The following is a 20,486-nucleotide window of genomic DNA, read 5'->3' as shown; positions in this document are numbered from 1 at the left end:
ACTGGCCGCAGAGAGTGCAATCCCCTTGAATTTCCCTCGCCCGCTCGTCCCTGCGACGCTTGTGCAGCGTTACAAGCGCTTCCTGTTCGACGCTATTCTGGCCGATGGAACGGCAATCACCGGTTCATGCCCGAATACCGGCTCGATGCGTGGCCTGACCACACCGGGCTCGCCGGTCTGGCTCTCGGAACACGACAGCCCGACACGCAAGTATCGCCACATGCTGGAGATCGTCGAGGCGGACGGCACGCTGGTCGGCATCAACACCGGATTGCCGAACCGGATCGCCGAAGAGGCGATCATGGCCGGACAGGTGGGCAATCTCCACACCTACGGCACGCTCCGGCGCGAGCAGAGATACGGCCGCAATTCGAGGATCGACATTCTGCTCAGCGATGCGGAAAAGGGCCTCGCCTATGTCGAGGTGAAGAACGTCCATTTCAGCCGCGTCCGCGGTCTCGCCGAATTCCCGGACAGCCCGACACAACGCGGCGCGAAACATCTCGAGGAACTGGGCGATATGGTCGAGGCGGGACACCGCGCGATCATGCTCTATCTTGTCCAGAGAGGCGATTGCAGTCGCTTCCGCATATGCCGCGAGCTCGACCCGGTTTATGCTCGCGCTTTCGAAAGGGCGAGCGCCCGCGGGGTCGAGGCCTATGCGGTCAAGTGCGCGGTATCGCCGGCGCAAATCGTGGCGGCAGGACCGATCGTAGTGGACGAACCGGTCCCTGCTGTTTTATGAAAATCGCCTGAAACAACGGAAGTCTGGAATGGTAACTTACATCGAGGCCGACGCGGCTCCCTACAAGAACACCGGTGTCATTCGACTTTACGGGCCGGAGGGATTTGAAGGCATGCGCAGGGCCTGTCAGGTGACGGCACGCTGCCTGGACGAGCTCGTGGCGCGCGTGAGCCCGGGCGTGACGACGGACGAGATCGACCGCTTCGTCTTCGAGTTCGGCATGGACCACGGCGCGCTCCCTGCAACCCTCAATTATCGCGGCTACACGAAATCTTCCTGCACCTCGATCAATCACGTGGTCTGTCACGGCATCCCCAACGACAAGCCGCTGCGCGAAGGGGACATCGTCAATATCGACGTGACCTATGTGGTCGATGGCTGGCACGGTGATTCAAGCCGGATGTATCCGGTCGGAGAGATAAAGCGTGCCGCCGAGCGCCTGCTGGACGTAACACATGAATGCCTGATGCGCGGCATAGCGGCGGTTCGCCCCGGCGCGCGCACGGGGGCAATCGGCGAGGCGATCCAGGCCTATGCCGAAGCCGAGCGTTGTTCGGTGGTGCGCGACTTCTGCGGTCACGGCGTCGGCCGGCTCTTTCACGACGCGCCCAACATCCTTCACTATGGCAGCGCCAATGACGGGCCGGAGCTCAAGGAAGGCATGATCTTCACGATCGAACCGATGATCAATCTTGGCCGCCCGCATGTGAAGGTCCTCTCGGACGGCTGGACGGCGGTTACGCGCGATCGATCCCTGTCGGCCCAATACGAGCACACGGTGGGCGTCACGTCGGACGGCTGTGAAATATTCACGCTCTCACCGGCCGGTCTCTTCAAGCCCGGCATTCACGTCGCGGGCGACGCGTGACGAAGATCCCGCCCGGCGAACCCGACGAGCTTTTCGACGCCGCGGACGAACGCGGGTTCTTCCCTGAGAAGCGGACCCGCAACAGCCCCGCAACCGCGCCGGCGCCGGCAACCGATACGCACTATCACGGCCATCGGGATCGCCTGAGAGCCCGCTACCGCGAACACGGGGATGCGGCGCTGGCGGATTACGAAATTCTCGAGCTCATCCTCTTCCGCCTCATCCCCCGCCGCGACACCAAGCCGATCGCCAAGGCGCTGCTCGACCGCTTCGGCACGCTTGCGGCCGTCTTCGGCGCTCCCCTGCACCTCCTTCAGGAAGTCAAAGGCGTCGGAGAGTCCGTTGCGCTCGATCTCAAGCTCGTCGCCACCGCCAGCCACCGCATGCTCAGGAGCGAATTGCGCAACAAGCAGGTTCTGTCCTCCTGGAGCGCCGTGATCGACTATTGCCACGCAGCGATGGCGCATGAGACGAAGGAGCAGTTCCGCATCCTTTTCCTGGACAAGCGCAACACGCTGATCGCCGACGAGGTGCAGCAGCAAGGAACGATCGACCACACGCCCGTATATCCCCGCGAGGTGGTCAAGCGCGCCTTGGAGCTTTCCGCTACCGCCTTGATTTTAGTGCACAACCATCCCTCCGGCGACCCGACGCCGTCACGCGCCGACATCGACATGACCAAGCTCATCGCCGAGGCCGCCAAGCCGCTCGGCATTGCGCTTCACGATCACGTCATCATCGGCAAGGACGGCCATGTCAGCCTCAAAGGGTTTCGATTGTTCTGATGGAAAATATGCAGCAGACGCATCCAGAACAGGGCGCTACGGCATTGCACGTCATCAAACGGTGCGATTGACGATATAGCTGTGCCTGCGCGAAAGATGCCGCATCGCACAACGATTCTCACGCGAGCAGGGGAAGCGTTCATGAACCAGTACGATCTCATCGTCGTCGGCAGTGGTCCGGCCGGGCGCAGGGGAGCCATCCAGGCCGCGAAGCTTGGCAAGAAGGTGCTCGTCATCGAACAGGGAAAACGGGTCGGTGGCGTTTCCGTCCACACCGGCACCATTCCGTCGAAAACGCTGCGTGAAACGGCGCTCAACCTCACCGGCTGGCGCGAGCGCGGCTTCTACGGCCGCTCCTACCGGGTCAAGCAGGAAATCAGCGCCGAAGATCTGCGCCGTCGTCTCATCATCACGCTCAACCACGAGGTGGAGGTGCTCGAGCACCAGTTCGCGCGAAACCGCGTGCAGCACATCCGCGGCAGGGCGAGCTTCGTCGGGCCGACGACGCTCGAGATCTCCAAGGACGACGACGAGAGCATGCTCGTTTCCGGCACCAGCATCCTGCTTGCCGTGGGAACGAAGCCCTTTCGGCCCGACTACATGCCTTTCGACGGCAGGACGGTCGTCGACAGTGACGAACTGCTCGACATCCGTGAACTGCCCCGCTCGCTTGTGGTGATCGGCGCCGGCGTCATCGGCATTGAATACGCCACCATCTTCAGCGCCCTCGACATCCAGGTGACGGTCATCGACCCGAAGACCACCATGCTCGATTTCATCGACCGGGAGATCGTCGAGGACTTCACCTATCAGTTGCGCGACCGCGCGATGAAACTGAACCTGGGCCAAAAGGCGGAGAAAGTGGAGCGGCTCGACAATGGCAAGGTGCTGCTTACCCTCGACAACGGCCGCAAGATCACGACGGAGATGGTGCTTTTCGCCGCCGGCCGGATGGGCGCGACGGATGCGCTCAACCTTCCCGCGGCAGGTCTCGAGGCCGATGCCCGCGGTCGGCTGAAGGTCAATCCGGAAACGTTCCAGACGACGGTTCCGAATATCTACGCCGCCGGCGATGTCGTCGGCTTTCCGAGCCTCGCCTCGACCTCTATGGAACAGGGCCGCGTCGCAGCCCGCGTTGCGGTCGGCGCAATCGCCAAGGAGCCGCAGAAATATTTCCCCTACGGCATTTATGCCGTGCCGGAAATATCCACCTGCGGCCTATCCGAGGAAGAGGTCAAAGAGCGCGGGATTCCCTACGAATGCGGCATCGCCCGATTCCGCGAGACTTCGCGCGGGCACATCATGGGCCTGGATTCGGGACTCTTGAAGATGATCTTCTCGCTCAGGACGCGGCGGCTGCTCGGCGTCCATATCATCGGCGAAGGTGCGACCGAACTCGTCCATATCGGCCAGGCCGTCCTGAACCTGAAGGGCACCGTCGAATATTTCGTCGAGAACACCTTCAACTACCCGACCCTCGCCGAGGCATACAAGATTGCCGGCCTGGACGCTTGGAACCGCATGGGAGAGATCAAGGCGGAGTGACGGCGGGACTAGACACCTAGACGAAGACTCGCCCCTCATCCGCCTGCCGGCACCTTCTCCCCGCAAGCGGGGCGAAGGGGAATCGCGGCTGCTGTCTTGCTCCGATTTGATGTAGGGCGAGCGCTCGCGGCTTGTCCCTTCTCCCCGTTAAAACGGGGAGAAGGTGGCCGGCAGGCCGGATGAGGGGCGTTTCGAAACGCAGCGGCTACGAAATCAGCTGGCGCGGACCACCGCGTCGCCGCGCTCGGCAAGTGCTGCGAGATCCGCCGGCTTCAGTTCCACCGACTCGCCGCAGCCGCAGGCCGACGTTTGATTCGGGTTGTTGAAGGTGAAGCCAGAGCGCAGCGTGGTGGTCTCGAAATCCATCTGCGTGCCCAGAAGGTAAAGCACGGCCTCGGGGGCCACCCAGACCTTCGCACCCTGGTGCTCGATCAGGTCGTCCTTCGAATTGGGTTCGCTCACGAGATCGACGGCATATTCCATGCCGGCGCAACCGCCCTTCTTGATGCTGATACGGATGCCCTTGGCCTCGCCTCCGGCATTTTCCACGATCGACCGGACCCGGCTGGCGGCGGCATCGGTCAGGCTCATTACGGCAAAGCCCATAGGCTCCATCTCCTTCGTATCGCCGGGTTAAAGGCCCGGCGCTTTCCAGACTGAATGTAATGCCCGCTTGCCAACGGATCAATATCGGCAGGTGCTCAATACCAGCCGAGCGCAACCTGCGCCTCTTCCGACATCCGGTCAGGCGTCCACGGCGGATCGAAGGTCATCGACACTTCGACGCCCGAAACGCCCTCGACGGTGCCGACGGCATTTTCGACCCAACCCGGCATCTCACCAGCCACGGGGCAGCCCGGCGCGGTCAGCGTCATGTCGATCTTCACCATCCGGTCGTCTTCGATATCGATCTTGTAGATGAGACCGAGTTCGAAGATGTCCGCCGGTATTTCCGGGTCATAGACGGTTTTGAGCGCCGCGATGATGTCGTCGCTGAGGCGCGCCAGTTCCTCCGGCGGAATGGCCGAATGAACGATGCCTTCGCGGACGTCGACTTTTTCTTGTGTTTGCTCGAGACCCATGTCCGTCTCCCTAAGCGAAAAACTTGCGTGCGTGTTCCAGCGCGTCCGCCAGCGCATCGACCTCGGCCCGGGTATTGTAAAGACCGAAGGACGCCCGGCATGTGGAGGTGACGCCGAACCGTTTCAAGAGCGGCTGCGCACAATGCGTTCCGGCGCGCACCGCAATGCCGGCACGGTCGATGACCATCGATACGTCATGGGCGTGTATGCCGGCGATCTCGAAGGAAAAGATACTCCCCTTGCCGGGCGCGTCGCCGAAGACCCTCAGCGAATTGACCGAGGACAGGCGTTCGCGGGCATAGGCCGTCAGGCTCGCCTCGTGTGCCCTGATCGCCTCGCGGCCGACCTTCTCCATGTAGTCGAGCGCATAGCCGAGCCCGATCGCCTGGACGATCGGCGGCGTGCCGGCCTCGAAGCGATGCGGAGGATCGTTGTAGGTGACGCGGTCCTCGGTCACTTCCTCGATCATCTCGCCGCCACCCATGAAGGGGCGCATTTCCTTCAGCCTTCCGGTCTTGCCATAGAGCACGCCGATGCCGGAAGGACCGTAGAGCTTGTGACCGGTCATCACATACCAGTCGCAATCGATGTCCTGGACGTCGACGGGCATATGCACCGCACCCTGGCTGCCGTCGACAAGCACCGGAATGCCGCGCTCGCGGGCAATGCGGCAGATCTCCTTGACCGGAACCACCGTGCCCAGCGCGTTCGACATGTGCGTGATGGCGATCAGCTTCGTCCGCTCCGTCAGGCACTTGACGAAGTCCTCGATGTGGAATGCGCCGTCGTCGTCGACCGGCGCCCAGACGAGCTTCGCGCCCTGCCGCTCACGAATAAAGTGCCAGGGAACGATGTTGGAGTGATGCTCCATGATCGAGATGACGATCTCGTCCCCCTCACCGAGTTTCGGCATTCCATAGCCGTAGGCGACCGTGTTGATCGCCTCGGTCGAGGACTTGGTGAAGATGATGTTGTCGACCGACGGGGCATTCAGGAAACGGCGAACCTTTTCGCGCGCCTGTTCATAGGCCTCCGTCACGGCATTCGACAGGAAATGCAGACCGCGATGGACGTTGGCGTATTCGTTGGAATAGGCATGGGCAACGGCGTCGATGACGAGTTGCGGCTTCTGCGCCGACGCGCCGTTGTCCAGATAGACAAGCGGCTTGCCATAGACCGTCCGTGAAAGGATCGGGAAATCCTTCCTGACCGCTTCGACGTCGTATGCCGCTACCGGCGGCGCAGGATGTTCCATGTCTTTATCCAATCAGGCGTGCTTTTCGAGCCAGGCCGCGACTATATCTTCCAGCGCCTCGACCAGCGCCTCGTCGTCTTCCAATTCCTCGACGATCTCGGCGACGAAAGCATTGACGAGCATCGCGCGCGCCTTGTTTTCCGGAATGCCGCGAGCGAGAAGGTAGAAGAGCTGCGTGTGATCGATATCGATGACCGTTGCACCGTGACCGCACTGCACGTCATCTGCAAAGATTTCGAGTTCCGGCTTCGCAGAGAAGTCGGCGTCGTCGGAAAGGAGCAGCGTGTTGCACGACATTTTCGCGTCGGTCTTCTGTGCGTCCTGCGCGACCAGGATCTTACCCTGGAACACGCCCTTCGCCCGATCGAAGACGACGTTGCGGATGATCTCGCTCGATGTCGTGTGCGGCACGTCATGGCTCAGCGTGAACGTCAGATCCGTGTGGCTGTCGCCGCCGAGCAGGTTGATCCCGCGCAGGGTGAGGTCGGAGCCCTCGCCGCTCGCACGGCCATGCAGCTCCTGACGGACCAGCTTACCGCCGGCATTGATGACGAAGAGGTGCAGTTTCGCGTCCTTGCCGAGATCGAAGCGGATCTGGCCGAGATGCGTATCGGCCGGACCCTGCTGCTGCAGGATGATCCAGATCACGTCGGCGCCGTCGGCGAGCGTCACGTCGCTTACCGAGGAAACGAAGCTCGGCTCGGCATTCGTCGACAGATGGCGCTCGATCACGGTCGCTTTCGCGCCGGCGCCGAAGGAAACCGGAAAGCGCGTATGCGCCTGACCATGACTCTGAACCACCTGGATTTCGATCGGAGCTTCGATCTGCGCGCCGGCGGCGACGGTGATTTCCAGTCCGCCGCGCACGAGGCCGCCATTGATCCGGCCGATCGCATCGTCCGAGCCGAGGACGGAGAGCCCGGCTACCGCCGAACCATCGAGCAGGCTCTCGGTATAGGAGCGCGCCGTCAAATGCTCGGGAACGCTCTTGATATCCGCCTGGCCGTTGCGCACGGACAGAACAGACGAGCCCGGAACGACCGGCTCTACGCGATCGGCGAAGGCGGTCGGATCGGCCGCCGGCACCGCTCGCAGCAGCGTGCGCAGGTCGGTATAGTGCCAGGCTTCGACGCGGCGCGTCGGCAGACCTGCCGTCTTCAACTCGTGAACCAGCGTGTCGCGAAGCGACAGCACGGCCCCGTCGCCCGGCAGATCACCGATCTGCGCCGTATAGGCATCGACGAGCGCCGTTTCGGCCGCCGTCATCTTGATGGCCTGTTGCATATTCATTCGAACACTCCTTCGACAGGCGTCAGGCTGCCGCCTCGATGATATCCGCGTAGCCGTTGGCCTCGAGTTCGTGCGCCAGCGTCTTGTCGCCGGACTTGATGACCTGGCCCTTGTAGAGGACGTGGACAGTGTCCGGAACGATGTAGTTGAGCAGGCGCTGGTAGTGCGTGATGACGACGACCGCGCGATCGGGCGAGCGCAGCGCGTTGACGCCATCGGCAACGATCTTCAGCGCGTCGATGTCGAGGCCGGAGTCGGTTTCGTCGAGTACGCAGAGCTTCGGCTCCAGCAGAGCCATCTGCAGGATTTCCGCGCGCTTCTTTTCGCCGCCCGAGAAGCCGACATTGAGCGGACGACGCAGCATTTCGGGCGCGATCTTCAGCTCGGCGGCAGCTTCCTTGACGCGGCGCATGAATTCAGGCGTCGTCAATTCCTCTTCGCCGCGGTACTTGCGCTGTTCGTTCAACGCCACCTTCAGGAACTGCATGGTGGCGACGCCCGGAATCTCGACCGGATACTGGAAGGCGAGGAAGATGCCCTTCGCAGCTCGCTCCGATGCGTCGAGCTCCAGGATGCTTTCGCCGTTGTAAAGAATGTCGCCCTCGGTCACTTCATAATCTTCGCGCCCGGACAGGATGTAGGAGAGCGTCGACTTGCCGGAGCCGTTCGGCCCCATGATGGCCGCGACTTCGCCAGCCTTCACCGTCAGGTTCAGGCCGCGGATGATCTCGGTGCCGTCCTCGGCGATGCGTGCGTGCAGGTTCTTGATTTCAAGCATGTGTGTTCGTCCTCTTGGGAAACGAAATCGTCTATCGCGCACGAATTCCGTGCGCCGGTTCGGTATTCGGGCGGGCCTTAGCCCACGGAGCCTTCGAGCGAGATGCCGATCAGCTTCTGCGCCTCGACGGCGAATTCCATCGGCAGTTCCTGGATGACTTCCTTGACGAAGCCGTTGACGATCAGAGCGATCGCCGCCTCTTCCGGAATGCCGCGCTGCAGGCAGTAGAAAAGCTGGTCCTCGGAAATCTTGGACGTCGTCGCCTCGTGCTCGAACTGCGCAGTCGAATTCTTCGCCTCGATATAGGGCACCGTGTGCGCACCGCACCGGTCGCCGATCAGAAGCGAATCGCACTGCGTGAAGTTGCGGGCGTTCTCGGCCTTGCGGTGCGCCGAGACCTGACCGCGATAGGTGTTTTCCGAAACACCGGCCGCAATGCCCTTGGAGATGATGCGGCTCGACGTGTTCTTGCCGAGGTGGATCATCTTCGTGCCCGAGTCGATCTGCTGGTGACCATTGGAAACCGCGATCGAGTAGAACTCGCCGCGCGAACCGTCGCCGCGTAGGATGCAGGACGGATACTTCCAGGTGATCGCCGATCCGGTCTCGACCTGAGTCCAGGAGATCTTCGAGTTCTTGCCGCGGCAATCGCCACGCTTGGTCACGAAATTATAGATGCCGCCCTTGCCCTGCTTGTCGCCCGGATACCAGTTCTGCACCGTCGAATACTTGATCTCGGCATCGTCGAGCGCAATCAGTTCGACCACTGCCGCATGAAGCTGGTTCTCGTCGCGTTGCGGCGCCGTGCAGCCTTCGAGATAGGAGACATAGGCGCCTTCGTCGGCGATGATGAGCGTACGCTCGAACTGGCCCGTGTTCTTCTCGTTGATGCGGAAATAGGTCGAGAGCTCCATCGGGCACCGAACGCCCTTCGGCACATAGACGAAGGAACCGTCGGTGAAGACCGCGGAGTTCAGCGTCGCATAAAAGTTGTCCGACTGCGGTACGACCGTACCGAGATACTTCCGCACGAGATCCGGATGTTCCCGCATCGCCTCGGAGATCGACATGAAGATGACGCCGGCCTTCTTCAGCTCTTCCTTGAAGGTAGTGACGACGGAGACCGAATCGAACACCGCATCGACGGCGATCTTCGACTTCTCGACGCCGGCGAGAATCTCCTGTTCCTTCAGCGGAATGCCGAGCTTCTCATAGACCTTGAGGAGCTCCGGATCGACCTCGTCGAGCGATTTCGGCCCGGTCGTGCCCTTCGGCGCCGCGTAATAATGGATGTCGTTGAAGTCGATCTTCGGATAGCGGACGCGCGCCCAGGTCGGCTCCTCCATGGTCTGCCAGCGGCGATAAGCCTCGAGGCGCCATTCGAGCATCCATTCCGGTTCGTTCTTCTTGGACGAGATCAGACGGATAATATCCTCGGACAGCCCCTTCGGAGCAAGGTCCATCTCGATCGTCGTCTCGAAGCCGTATTTATACTGGTCCACGTCGATCTGGCGGACCTGATCAATGGTTTCCTGCACGGCAGGCATGTCGTTCTCCAATCTCGCCGGATCCAAGGTCCGGCAGCTTGTCAATACGATGCAAGTATTCGCGCACCGCTTATGTAATGGCTAAAAGGCGTTTTTCACCCCATTTGCCAAGCGGAAAATTGCTTTTCCGCAATTTCATTCAATGCTCTCCGCTTCACGCCGCCTGTCCGGCCGAGCGTCGCCGCGCCGCCACTTTCGCGAATACCGCCGCGCAACGCTCGATTTCCGCTTGCGTGGTCGCCTCACCGATCGAAATCCTCAGCGCACCCTGGCGCGGATCATAGCCCATGGCGGTCAGAACATGGCTTTGCCCGACCTTCCCGGACGAGCAGGCCGAGCCTGCCGACAAGGCGACGCCCTCGAGATCGAAAGCGATCTGTCCGGTCTCGGCCTTCAGCCCCGGAAGCGTGAAGAAGCATGTATTTGCCAGGCGGGACTGGTCGCGCCCGTGGATCACCACATCGGGGGCGCAGGACTGCATTTCCGCCTCGAGGCCGTCGCGCAGCGCGGCTATGGCGGCCATGCGCCCGTCGATATCCCCGGCCGCGGCTCGGGCCGCAGCCGCAAAGCCCGCAAGCGCCGCCGCATTCTCGGTCCCCGAACGGTGTCCCTTTTCCTGTCCGCCGCCGCGGATCAGCGGAGAAGGCATCATGATCTCGCCGCGGGCGACGAGTGCGCCCGCTCCCTTGGGGCCGCCGATCTTGTGCGACGACAGGATCAGAAAGTCCGCACCGAGCGATGAGATCGAAAGCGGCAGCCGGCCGGCAGCCTGAACCGCATCGACGACCAGGATGCCGCCATGTGCGCGCACGAGCGCCGCAACCTCGGCGACCGGCTGAATGATGCCCGTTTCATTATTGGCAAGCATCACGGCCACCATCGGCAGACCGGTCTCACGGTCATGGGCCCGAAGCAGATCTTCTAGCGCTGCGCAGTCGACGATCCCGGCGTTTGTCACCGCTATCTCGCAAACATCCTCGCGCGCGAAACGCCCGCCCTCGCGCACTGCCGGATGCTCGATGGCCGAAACATAGAGCTTGCCTGCCTTCAGCGGCGTGCGCCCCATGCGGAACTCAGACGTCAGCACCAGGTTCGCCGCTTCCGTCGCGCCGCTGGTAAAGACGACCGCTGCGGGTTGCGCGCCGCAGAGAGTGGCAACATCGCGTCGGGCGCTCTCGACAAGGGCGCGCACCGCACGCCCTTCGCCGTGGACCGAAGAGGGATTGCCGAGTTGATCGAGCGCGAACAGGAGCGCCTCGCGCGCTTCCGGCAGAAGCGGCGCCGTGGCGTTCCAGTCCATGTAGATGCGCGATCCCGACATCGATTCCTTCGCTAGGCCTGCTGCGACCGCTTCGAGCGGCCCGTTGCATTTTCCTTGAATTTTCCGCGCCGCTTGCCTTAAGAGACGAAGCTCATGCGGACGCCCGCACCAAAGTTTTGAACGGTTCTAAAGTAGGTTCTAGAAAAGCTGACTGGTTTAGTCAAGACAGATCGGCACCAAGAACGACGGAATTGAACCAAAGCACTCCCGGAGAGCCAATGCCCGAAATCATCTTCAACGGACCGGCCGGTCGCCTCGAGGGCCGCTATCAGCCTTCGAAGCAGAAGAGCGCACCGATTGCGATCATCCTGCATCCGCACCCGCAGTTCGGCGGCACGATGAACAACCAGATCGTATACCAGCTCTTCTACATGTTTCAGAAGCGCGGCTTTACCACCTTGCGCTTCAACTTCCGGGGCATCGGTCGCAGCCAGGGCGAATTCGACCATGGTGCCGGCGAGCTTTCCGACGCGGCGTCCGCGCTCGACTGGGTGCAGAGCCTGCACCCGGATTCCAAGAGCTGCTGGGTCGCCGGCTACTCGTTCGGCGCCTGGATCGGCATGCAGCTGCTGATGCGGCGTCCGGAAATCGAGGGCTTCATGGCGGTGGCACCGCAGCCGAACATCTACGACTTCTCCTTCCTGGCGCCCTGCCCCTCCTCCGGCCTGATCATCAACGGCGATTCCGACAAGGTCGCGCCGGAGAAGGACGTCAATGGGCTCGTCGAGAAGCTCAAGGCGCAGAAGGGCATACTGATCACCCATAAGACGGTCCCGGGCGCCAACCACTTCTTCAATGGCCAGGTCGAAACCCTCATGGCCGAATGCGAAGACTATCTCGACCGCCGTCTCAACGGCGAACTGGTACCTGAGCCGGCAGCGAAGCGCATTCGCTGAACGGCGCCATTCCATGAGGCAGCCCGGGAATCCTGCACGTTTCCCGGGCTGTCGCTTGCCGTGCGTCTAGTGCCTGTTGAGATTCATTTTGAGTTTAGGCTGCGAGATGGATAATGGCGTTGAAGCTCGGGTCGGTTTTGTCGGCACGCATGGCAATGCGCTTGATTCCCTTGAGTACCGAGCGTGCTGTTTCCGTTGATCGTAGCCGATCAATGGCAAAAACATGCAGCAACTCAAAGTGCTGCAGCGACCTTTGCGCGTCTCATAAGACGCGCGGCGCTGTAGGAAATTTTTCGGCGGCATACAATCTCTCTCATCCTCATCCCTGTGCTCGTCACAGGGATCCAGCAGCGCCGCGTCTGCGGCGCGGGGAGCGTTCTTTCAGCCCAAGGACTTGGGCTGGCTGGATTCCTGTGACAAGCACAGGAATGAAGGATCGGGGATGTGCGGCTATCACAACTTAAGCTTGCTAATATGCGAGGGAATGGTCAACCTGTCACGCAATGAAAGGTCACGTCTACATTCTCGCATCGAAGCGAAGCGGGACGCTGTACACGGGCGTGACCGGGACCTGCCGTGTCGCCTCGCTATTTTCACGGTTGAGGGAAACACGCCAAGGGGCCGCACCCTCTCTACCCTCATCTCTGTGCTCGTCACAGGGATCCAGCAGCGCCGCGTCTGCGGCGCGGGAAGCGTTCTTTCAGCCCAAGGACTTGGTCTGGCTGGATTCCTGTGACAGGAACATGCCTTGGTCTTTCGTTTTCCCCTAGGCGAAGCTTCGTCGTAAGCAGTGGCGATCTAATGCCTGATCCACTGGGAAACAGCGGGGGTCACGACACGCGCGGACCGCTCTGCGGATTCGACACGATTGCGCCCCGCGGCTTTGGCAGCGTACAGCGCCTTATCCGCCCTCTGTAGCGCCGTTTCCAGCGGCTCTCCCGGTTCGATCGCCGCCACACCGAAGCTTGCGGTGATCGTCGCCGTCTCCGGGAGCCCGGGGATAGGCGTTGAGGCGGTGGCGGCACGCATTCCCTGAGCAACGACACGCGCATCGCTCAGGCCCACGCCGGGAAGAAACACCGCAAACTCCTCGCCGCCGAGGCGTGCCGCCGCAGCACGGCTGGGCATGAGTTCGAGAAGCACACGCGCGAACTGGCGGATTACCTCGTCGCCCGTGTGGTGGCCATAGGTGTCGTTAACGCCCTTGAACCGGTCGAGATCCGTAAGGATCAGCGCGCCCGGACCCTCGGCGTTGCGGGTCGGAAGCAAAGGGGCGACGCGCTCGATGAAGCCGCGCCGGTTCAGGAGACCCGAAAGGGCGTCGGTCTCGGAGCTGGCGCGTGCCTTGTCGACGATGTCCTTGACCATGACGCCCAACATCGCGACGCCGGTCCCGACGATCAGCGCGGCGCCGAACGCCTGCGAAATCAAGGCGAAGGGGCTCTGAAGATAGTCCGAAGCCGTGGTGCCCGCCCCCGCGGCGACGGCCGCATAGATCTTGACGAGGAAATGGAGCGCATTCATCGCGAGGAAGCCAATTAGGATCCAGTCCGCGTAGGAGCGGCGCCGGGAACGGATAACCGCGGCTGCGGTCCAGGCCTGGATGAGGAAGAACGGCGCCTGGTAGAAGAAGGCGTGCTGCAACGTTCCGCGCGGAAGATAGTAGATAAACAGATCGAGGATTACCGAAGCGGCGAAGAAAACGGCAAGCGCCCACGGCTTTGACGGTACGCCATAAAAGAGCCCGAGGCCGAAACGCAGAAGACAAAAGCCGGCAAGGACACTTGCGAAAGCCCCGACGGCGAACAACTTGGGTACAGGCGTAAACGGCAGAACCGCTTCACAAATCGCAGCCAGAGAAGCTATGGCAAATCCAGCGGCGCACCAGGCTGCCGGCCGCCCCGGACGGCGTTTCGCGGCGATGACGAGAAAAGCCGCCGCGAATATCTGGGCAATGACGAAATTCACCGCCAGAAGTGAAAGTGCACCACCCATCGAAGTTCCGAAAGTCCTTCCGCGGTCAACGAGCCCACGGCTCTCCGCTGTCGTGGCGTAGGTTAGCGAAGGCGCGCGAAGAATTCATTAAGCCGACTCGGCTTGTGCGTGTTTTGCGGCCTGCCTACCCCCGCTTACCGGACAGCTGACGCCCGTCGTTCCGGGATAGGTCAAAGGCAGGCCGTATCGCGATCTCACGGCGAGATAGGCCCAGGCCTCGGCCTCCATCGAATCGCCGTTCAGATCCAGCGCTTCTGCGGCAAGCACGCGCGCGCCCTCCGCTTCCGCAAGCGCGTGAAGGTCGCTCATGATCACGGAATTGAGGCGGCCGCCGCCGCAGACAATGTAGGTTGCCGGACTTGCCGGAAGATGGCGCGCGGACCGGACGATGCCGGCGGCCGTTACATGAGCGAGGGTACGCGCTCCATCCTCGAGGCTGGCATCGCCTGCCGCCGGCGGCGCGAAATCGTTACGGTCGAGCGAGCGGCGTTTCTCAGCGCTGAAGAACGGGTGAGAAAGATAACGGTCGGCGAGTTCCCGCAGGACGCCGCCCTCGCTCGCGATCATGCCGCCCTGGTCGTAGGGAATGCCGGCGTGAGCCTCCACCCATTGATCGATCAGCGTATTGCCGGGTCCGCTGTCATAGGCGACGATTTCTTCGCCTGCGCCTATGTAGGTGAGATTGGAAATGCCGCCGATATTGACGAAGACGACGGGGGTGGCGATCTCCCCGACTTTGGAGAGACCGCGCGCCAGGGCGGCGTGATAGGCGGGAATGAGTGGCGCGCCCTGGCCTCCATGGGCCATGTCATTGGCCCGCATGTCGTAGATCACGTCGATTCCGGTTTCCCGCGCCAGCAGATCGCCATCGCCAAGCTGTACCGTCAACGCTTGATCAGGGCGATGCAGGACGGTTTGTCCGTGAAAACCTGTTACATCAACATTATCCGGCAGAATATTGTTTTCCTGGAGAAACATCCGAACCGCGAGTGCGTGCCGCAGCGTCAGGTCGCGCTCGAGGTCTGCGAGGGTACCCGGCCGCTCTTCTCGTTTGACAATCGACCGGGCGTCTTCGAGGCCCTGTTTCAGGCGCTCCCGGAACTGCGGATCATAGGCATATCCGGCAGACGGGCCGCGATCGACGATGCTGTCGCCGTCCGTTCGCACGACTGCGATATCTATGCCGTCCATGCTCGTGCCGCTCATCAGTCCGATCGCCGTCAATACTCTGCCCATGCATTATCCTCCGCCGAACGCGCGCCGCCTCCGACCCGCATCTGCGTTCATAGCAAAACACCCGGCAAGCAAAAACGTGCACTTTCGAAGAAACAATGATAAAGGCCCGGCGCACACGTTCTACCCAGCCGAAAGAGACAGGTTATGTCCGAGTTCAAGTCCGATTTCCTTCATACTCTCAGCGAACGCGGTTTCATCCATCAGACATCGGATGATGCCGGTCTCGACCAGCTGTTCCGTACGGAAACCGTGACTGCCTATATCGGCTTCGACCCCACGGCTGCGAGCCTGCACGCCGGCGGGCTCATTCAGATCATGATGCTGCACTGGCTGCAGGCGACCGGACACCGACCCATTTCGCTGATGGGCGGCGGCACGGGCATGGTCGGCGATCCGTCATTCAAGGACGAGGCGCGGCAACTGATGACGCCCGAAACGATCGCCGCCAACATAGCGAGCATCAAGACGGTCTTTTCGAACTACCTGAGATACGGCGACGGCCCCAAGGACGCGCTGATGATCAACAATGCCGACTGGCTGCTCGGCATCAACTATCTCGAATTCCTCCGCGACGTCGGCCGCCACTTCTCGGTGAACCGCATGCTGTCGTTCGACAGCGTGAAGATGCGGCTCGAGCGCGAGCAGTCGCTGTCCTTCCTCGAATTCAACTACATGATCCTGCAGGCCTACGATTTCGTCGAGCTTTACGAGCGCACCGGATGCCGGCTCCAGATGGGCGGTTCGGACCAGTGGGGCAACATCGTCAATGGCATCGATCTCGGCCACCGGATGGGAACGCCGCAGCTCTACGCCCTCACCTCGCCGCTGCTGACCACCGCCTCCGGCGCGAAGATGGGCAAATCCTTGAGCGGTGCCGTCTGGCTCAATACGGATATGCTCGGCCCCTACGAGTTCTGGCAGTACTGGCGAAACACAGAGGACGCCGACGTCGCACGCTTCCTCAAGCTCTACACCACCCTGCCGATGGCTGAAATCAACCGGCTGTCGAAGCTCGGCGGTTCCGAGATCAACGAGGTCAAGAAGGTTCTGGCAACCGAGGTCACCGCCATGCTGCACGGGCGGGCGGCGGCGGAACAGGCAGCCGAAACGGCGCGCAAGACCTTCGAGGAAGGTGCGCTTGCCGAGAACCTGCCCTCGGTCGAAGTCCCGGCTCCCGAACTCGAATCGGGGCTTGGCCTGCTGACGCTTCTGGTCCGCGCCGGCCTCGCCGCTTCGAACGGCGAGGCGCGCCGCCATGTTCAGGGCGGCGCCGTCCGGATCAATGACGATCAGGTCAGCGACGAACGCCGCGTCATTGGAAGCGGCGACGTGACCGGCGACGGCGTCATCAAGCTCTCGCTCGGCAAGAAGAAGCACCTGCTCGTTCGGCCAGTGTGAGCGGGCGAGACATTCGGTTACCGGAGGCCGGCCGCAGCGCCGGCCTTTTCATTGAAACTCGAAAATGTTGCGGAAGACGCCCGGCGCTATGATCGACAGCGGATTGATGGTCAGGTTCGGCTGGCTGAACGGACCGGTGAGTTTGAACGTGATGCCGAGCAGACCGCGGTCGCGGCCGTTTCCGAGCAGGACGCCGATCAGCGGCAGCTCGCCGAAGAGGCGGTTCAGTCCATAGGCCGGCATGAACGTTCCCGTCATGTCCATGCGGCCATTGGAGTCGCGGACGGTACCCTGGAACGTCGCGCCGACGTCGACGCCGCGGACGACCCCGCTGCCGACGCGGATCGCGCCCTGATCCAGCAGGAGTTGCGCGAAACCACGCTCGAACTGAGCCGTACTCACATCGATATCGCGCCGAACCGCCTGATTGAGGCTGCGCCCGTCCTGCCCCGCCGGCGTCGAGACCATCGATTGCAGCCTTTGTTCGCCGACGAGCGAGAACTTGCGGATGTCCACGGTTCCGCGCCAGGAATTGGCGCCCCGATCACGCAGACGCAGATTGAGGAGACCGCCGCGCATATTGCGGTAGATGTCGATGAAGCGCGCAAATGCCCCGGCATCGCTCGTTGTCAGTTCCAGCGTATTGTCCGCTCCGGCCTTCACCAATCTGGCGACGACGGCCTGACCGCTTGCCGTTACCGCCGAAAGGTCGACATCGTCGATCTGCTGGCCGCGGCTCGAATAGGCCAGGTTCACATTCGAGAGAACCTCGCCGTTGAAACCGGTGACCCGATCGAGCCGCGCATTGATCTTCACATTGCCGCCATCCTTAGCAGCGGCCCCGCCCTTCACCCGGGCAAGCGCCGGTCGGATATCCGCTGCCGTGCCTGTGAGGTCTATCGAATAGCCGCCCCTGCTGCGATCCACCGTAACGGCGAAGTCGTCGCCGCTGGCCAGGCGCACGCCCCTCAGGCGGGCCGATACGAGGCCGGACTCATCGACGCGCAATTCGCCATTGCCGCCAAAGCCTTCGCCGGTGAGATGAAAGTCGTTTATTTCCGTAATGCCGCCGGTAGCCCGAATGGTGAAATGCGCCTCTGCGGCGATGCCGGATCCCTTGCTCCAGCCGATCCAGGGCAGCGAGAGGACGGCTTTACCGAGATCGGCCTTCACCGACTGGCTGCCATCTTCCGCAAGCGATACGTCGATGCCGACGGGCCCACTGGCCATACCGGATAGGGCCGGAGCGATTTTCGCCCGCGCCGCCTCATCGAGCGTTCCGGAGATTTCCCGCGTTCTCTTCACATCGGCGGAGGCATCCACCGGCTCGGTGAGCGCGATGCGCATCTTCGCGCCGTCGATCAGGGCGTTCGCCTGAAGTACGGCACGTTCATTGTCGATCCGCATCGTACCGTCGAGATTGGCGATCGAACGTCCGGCGATCGGCCGCTTTATCGTGACGTTCTCGAGCTGCATTTCCACCTGCCACAGCGGTGGTGGCGGCTTCTGGTCGGATATGAGCCCAAATCGCGCACCGACCAGCGCCTTCATCGGGCCGGTGAAATCCTCCGGAGTGAAGGGCGTCTTCTGAAGCGCCTGGATCGGCTTGTAGCGGACGAGCTCCGCTATCGCATCCGCCTGGCCCGCGACCTCGATCTTCATCTCCGCCATGAGCGGCTTGCTATAGACGTCGGCAATGACGAAATCGCCGCCATTCAAGGCGACGGAGTGGCCGGAGGGGAAGAACGCGGCACCCTTCTTGACCGCGACGGACATCCGTTCGCCGCTGAGGCTGAAATGCCCGGCCGTGTCGCGCAACGGCGGGATCTCGCCCGCGATGTTGATGCGCGTATCGTCGATGGCGAAATTGATGTTGAGTTCCCGCTCGTTCAGCCGCAACTCACCGCCGCTGCTGGCGATGCGCCCTTCAGGGATGGAGACCTCTATGCGGGCATCGGTGACCGTGCCGCCGTAGAGGTTGGCAAGGGCCCAACGGCGAGCACCCTTCGCAAGCCACCACGGCCACAACTGCTTGACCACCCTGGAATGCATCCTGTCGCTGAGTGCGGCGAAACTGATCCGCGGCGATGTCTTGCCGAAATCGACCGAGAGGGACCCCGCCATGGAACCGAGCGGACTCGATATTGCCAGCTGATCGAAAATCAGCCGGTGGCTGTCCGACTCGAAACGGCCGCTCGCCTTGGCATCGAAGGCAAGCGGGCGCTCCTGCAGGTCCTCGGGATCGGAACTGGCGTTCTTGAGCAGGAGGTCGACCGCAAAGCCCTTCCGGTCCGCGCCGGCGACCTTGTCGAGGTCGATCAGGGCACCGGTAAAGGGGAAGCTCGAACGGCCGATCCTGACCATCGACGACAAAATTTCGACAGAGGCCCGCTCGAAATCGTAAGAGAGGTTGAGGTCAGAGGAATTGAGAGTCGAGACGAGTCCGCCGGCGTGGAAGGCGCCCTTGGAAGTCTTGACGGTTGCCGTGAGTGCCGGCTTCTTGCCGTCCGTCGCGCGAGCCGCGTTGAGCGTCACATCGGCGGCGGCCTCGATGCCGAAGGCCTCCTCCTTGGCCGATTTGCCGTGATAGAGGAACGGCGAGAGCGAGAGCGCGTCGAGGCGAGCCTCGAAGGCGGCAATGCGCCCATTGTTGCCGAGGGCCTTTGCCGTCAGCAGCGATTCTGTCCCATCGACTGCGATCGTGCCGTCAACGCGCATCGAACTGTCCGGATCGTGGCTGAACTCCAGCGTCTTGATTTCGACGGGAACAACGCGCCCCCGGACGCCGCTGACTTTCAGGCTGAAATTCGAGAGCACGACGGTCTGCGTCGCTCGCCCGGCGGTCAACCGTGACATCCGGTCGCCCTGCGCGAACAGCTCTTCAAGCGCGTTGCCCACATCGGCGATGCGGATGGCGGTGAGATCGATCGGCTCGCCGCGCGGCAATAGGCCGGTGTCGAGTTCGCCGCCTTCCGCTTCGAGCCTCGAGACGTCGATGCGGCCGGTCGCCAGGGCGAACGGATCGAGCGCGATCGAGATCGCACCCAGCCTGGCGAGGTGCCGGCCCGAGCCACTCTCCTTCAGCGTGACGCCGCGCGCCTTGAGCGCAAGAGCGCCGCCGCCTGTCAAGCGGATGACCGTGCTTTCGACATCGGCGCTGTATCCCTGACCCAGCGCCGCATTGAGTGCCGTACGTGCCCGGGCGTTCAACGGTCCGTCGACGATCCCGCTTTCTATGATGGCGACGAGCGAAGCAACGGCGATGAAGACGAGGAGCGAGCAGCACAGGAAAAGCCGTGCGCATAAGCGCCAGGCACCGCCCGGACGCGGCGTGTGCACAATGACCGGATCATGCGCTTGAGCCGAGGGCAACGCATGCAGCGCGACGATGTCTTCCCTGCGAAAGTCGACTTTTTCGCCGCGGATTTCAGTCATCGGCACGAGCGTCCGACCTGATTGCCCCATTGCATGTTTCCCATCGGGCCGCCGCGACGCAAGCGATGGCCGGATCTTTCATTCGCCCCATTTAGATCGATACTCGTCTCACCAAATCACCATGCTTCGCCTCTCGCGGGAGCGAGAAGGCTCGCCATTTCCCCTTTGCGCAAGATTGCTTATGGCATTGAGCCTGCACGATTTCACCTCCGCTCGAATCCGAGTTAAAGGATCATACAGTAGCTACGAAGCCGTCCGGCACCTGTCAAATCTATCACAACTCTGCTGGACGGGCTTCGGCGATCTCCGA

General features: G+C 62.2%; 16 protein-coding genes. 6 read left to right on the top strand and 10 right to left on the bottom strand.

Annotated elements, in window-relative coordinates:
* Positions 1 to 25: 25 nt before the first annotated feature.
* The 4 genes from sfsA (at position 26) to sthA (ending at position 3,943) form a co-directional block, all read left to right on the top strand.
* Positions 26 to 745 (top strand): DNA/RNA nuclease SfsA, encoded by a 720-nt coding sequence (gene sfsA, locus M1D43_RS04470; protein ID WP_027993260.1) that lies wholly within the window; start codon positions 26 to 28, stop codon positions 743 to 745.
* Between the two features lie 28 nt (positions 746 to 773).
* A complete protein-coding gene (gene map, locus M1D43_RS04465; protein WP_153314946.1) occupies positions 774 to 1,613 on the top strand; it encodes a type I methionyl aminopeptidase in 840 nt (279 codons plus the stop codon).
* On the top strand, positions 1,610 to 2,398 hold the full coding sequence (gene radC / locus M1D43_RS04460) for a RadC family protein (RefSeq protein WP_318853863.1): 789 nt from the start codon (positions 1,610 to 1,612) through the stop codon (positions 2,396 to 2,398). The genes map and radC overlap by 4 nt, the downstream gene beginning before the upstream one ends.
* A gap of 141 nt (positions 2,399 to 2,539) precedes the next feature.
* Positions 2,540 to 3,943, top strand: a complete 1,404-nt coding sequence (gene sthA / locus M1D43_RS04455; RefSeq protein ID WP_003537057.1) for a Si-specific NAD(P)(+) transhydrogenase — start codon at positions 2,540 to 2,542, stop codon at positions 3,941 to 3,943.
* Between the two features lie 213 nt (positions 3,944 to 4,156).
* Here the strand turns inward: sthA and sufA are convergent, their stop codons facing one another.
* From sufA to M1D43_RS04420, 7 genes are all read right to left on the bottom strand, one after another.
* Positions 4,157 to 4,549 carry a Fe-S cluster assembly scaffold SufA gene (gene sufA / locus M1D43_RS04450; RefSeq protein WP_003531489.1) on the bottom strand — a complete coding sequence of 131 codons (393 nt, stop codon included), beginning with the start codon at positions 4,547 to 4,549 and terminating at the stop codon, positions 4,157 to 4,159.
* Positions 4,550 to 4,644: 95 nt separating this feature from the next.
* Positions 4,645 to 5,025 carry an SUF system Fe-S cluster assembly protein gene (locus tag M1D43_RS04445; protein WP_003531488.1) on the bottom strand — a complete coding sequence of 127 codons (381 nt, stop codon included), beginning with the start codon at positions 5,023 to 5,025 and terminating at the stop codon, positions 4,645 to 4,647.
* 10 nt (positions 5,026 to 5,035) lie between these two features.
* Positions 5,036 to 6,280, bottom strand: coding sequence for a cysteine desulfurase (locus M1D43_RS04440; RefSeq protein WP_153314944.1), 1,245 nt, complete (start codon positions 6,278 to 6,280; stop codon positions 5,036 to 5,038).
* A gap of 12 nt (positions 6,281 to 6,292) precedes the next feature.
* Positions 6,293 to 7,570 carry a Fe-S cluster assembly protein SufD gene (gene sufD, locus M1D43_RS04435; protein WP_003531484.1) on the bottom strand — a complete coding sequence of 426 codons (1,278 nt, stop codon included), beginning with the start codon at positions 7,568 to 7,570 and terminating at the stop codon, positions 6,293 to 6,295.
* A gap of 22 nt (positions 7,571 to 7,592) precedes the next feature.
* Positions 7,593 to 8,348 (bottom strand): Fe-S cluster assembly ATPase SufC, encoded by a 756-nt coding sequence (gene sufC / locus M1D43_RS04430; RefSeq protein ID WP_153314942.1) that lies wholly within the window; start codon positions 8,346 to 8,348, stop codon positions 7,593 to 7,595.
* Between the two features lie 77 nt (positions 8,349 to 8,425).
* Positions 8,426 to 9,895, bottom strand: a complete 1,470-nt coding sequence (gene sufB / locus M1D43_RS04425; RefSeq protein WP_003531481.1) for a Fe-S cluster assembly protein SufB — start codon at positions 9,893 to 9,895, stop codon at positions 8,426 to 8,428.
* 154 nt (positions 9,896 to 10,049) lie between these two features.
* Positions 10,050 to 11,216, bottom strand: a complete 1,167-nt coding sequence (locus M1D43_RS04420; protein ID WP_003531480.1) for a cysteine desulfurase family protein — start codon at positions 11,214 to 11,216, stop codon at positions 10,050 to 10,052.
* Between the two features lie 218 nt (positions 11,217 to 11,434).
* Here M1D43_RS04420 and M1D43_RS04415 point away from each other — a divergent pair, with 218 nt between their 5' ends.
* On the top strand, positions 11,435 to 12,112 hold the full coding sequence (locus M1D43_RS04415) for an alpha/beta hydrolase (protein WP_003531477.1): 678 nt from the start codon (positions 11,435 to 11,437) through the stop codon (positions 12,110 to 12,112).
* Positions 12,113 to 12,910: 798 nt separating this feature from the next.
* Here M1D43_RS04415 and M1D43_RS04410 read toward each other — a convergent pair.
* Together M1D43_RS04410 and M1D43_RS04405 are read right to left on the bottom strand one after the other, a co-directional pair.
* Positions 12,911 to 14,107 (bottom strand): GGDEF domain-containing protein, encoded by a 1,197-nt coding sequence (locus M1D43_RS04410; protein ID WP_153314940.1) that lies wholly within the window; start codon positions 14,105 to 14,107, stop codon positions 12,911 to 12,913.
* Between the two features lie 87 nt (positions 14,108 to 14,194).
* Complete coding sequence (locus tag M1D43_RS04405; protein ID WP_153314938.1) at positions 14,195 to 15,343, bottom strand: anhydro-N-acetylmuramic acid kinase; 1,149 nt, start codon at positions 15,341 to 15,343, stop codon at positions 14,195 to 14,197.
* Positions 15,344 to 15,487: 144 nt separating this feature from the next.
* On the opposite strand from M1D43_RS04405, the gene tyrS reads away from it, so the two are divergent.
* Positions 15,488 to 16,741, top strand: a complete 1,254-nt coding sequence (gene tyrS / locus M1D43_RS04400) for a tyrosine--tRNA ligase (RefSeq protein WP_153320438.1) — start codon at positions 15,488 to 15,490, stop codon at positions 16,739 to 16,741.
* A gap of 48 nt (positions 16,742 to 16,789) precedes the next feature.
* On the opposite strand, the gene M1D43_RS04395 is transcribed toward tyrS, so the two are convergent.
* Positions 16,790 to 20,206 (bottom strand): YhdP family protein, encoded by a 3,417-nt coding sequence (locus tag M1D43_RS04395; protein ID WP_498814110.1) that lies wholly within the window; start codon positions 20,204 to 20,206, stop codon positions 16,790 to 16,792.
* Positions 20,207 to 20,486: the final 280 nt, after the last annotated feature.

The organism is Ensifer sp. R1-3 (assembly GCF_056739175.1).
Note: the sequence above shows the minus strand (reverse complement) of the source record. Positions and strands in the feature narration are given on the sequence as shown.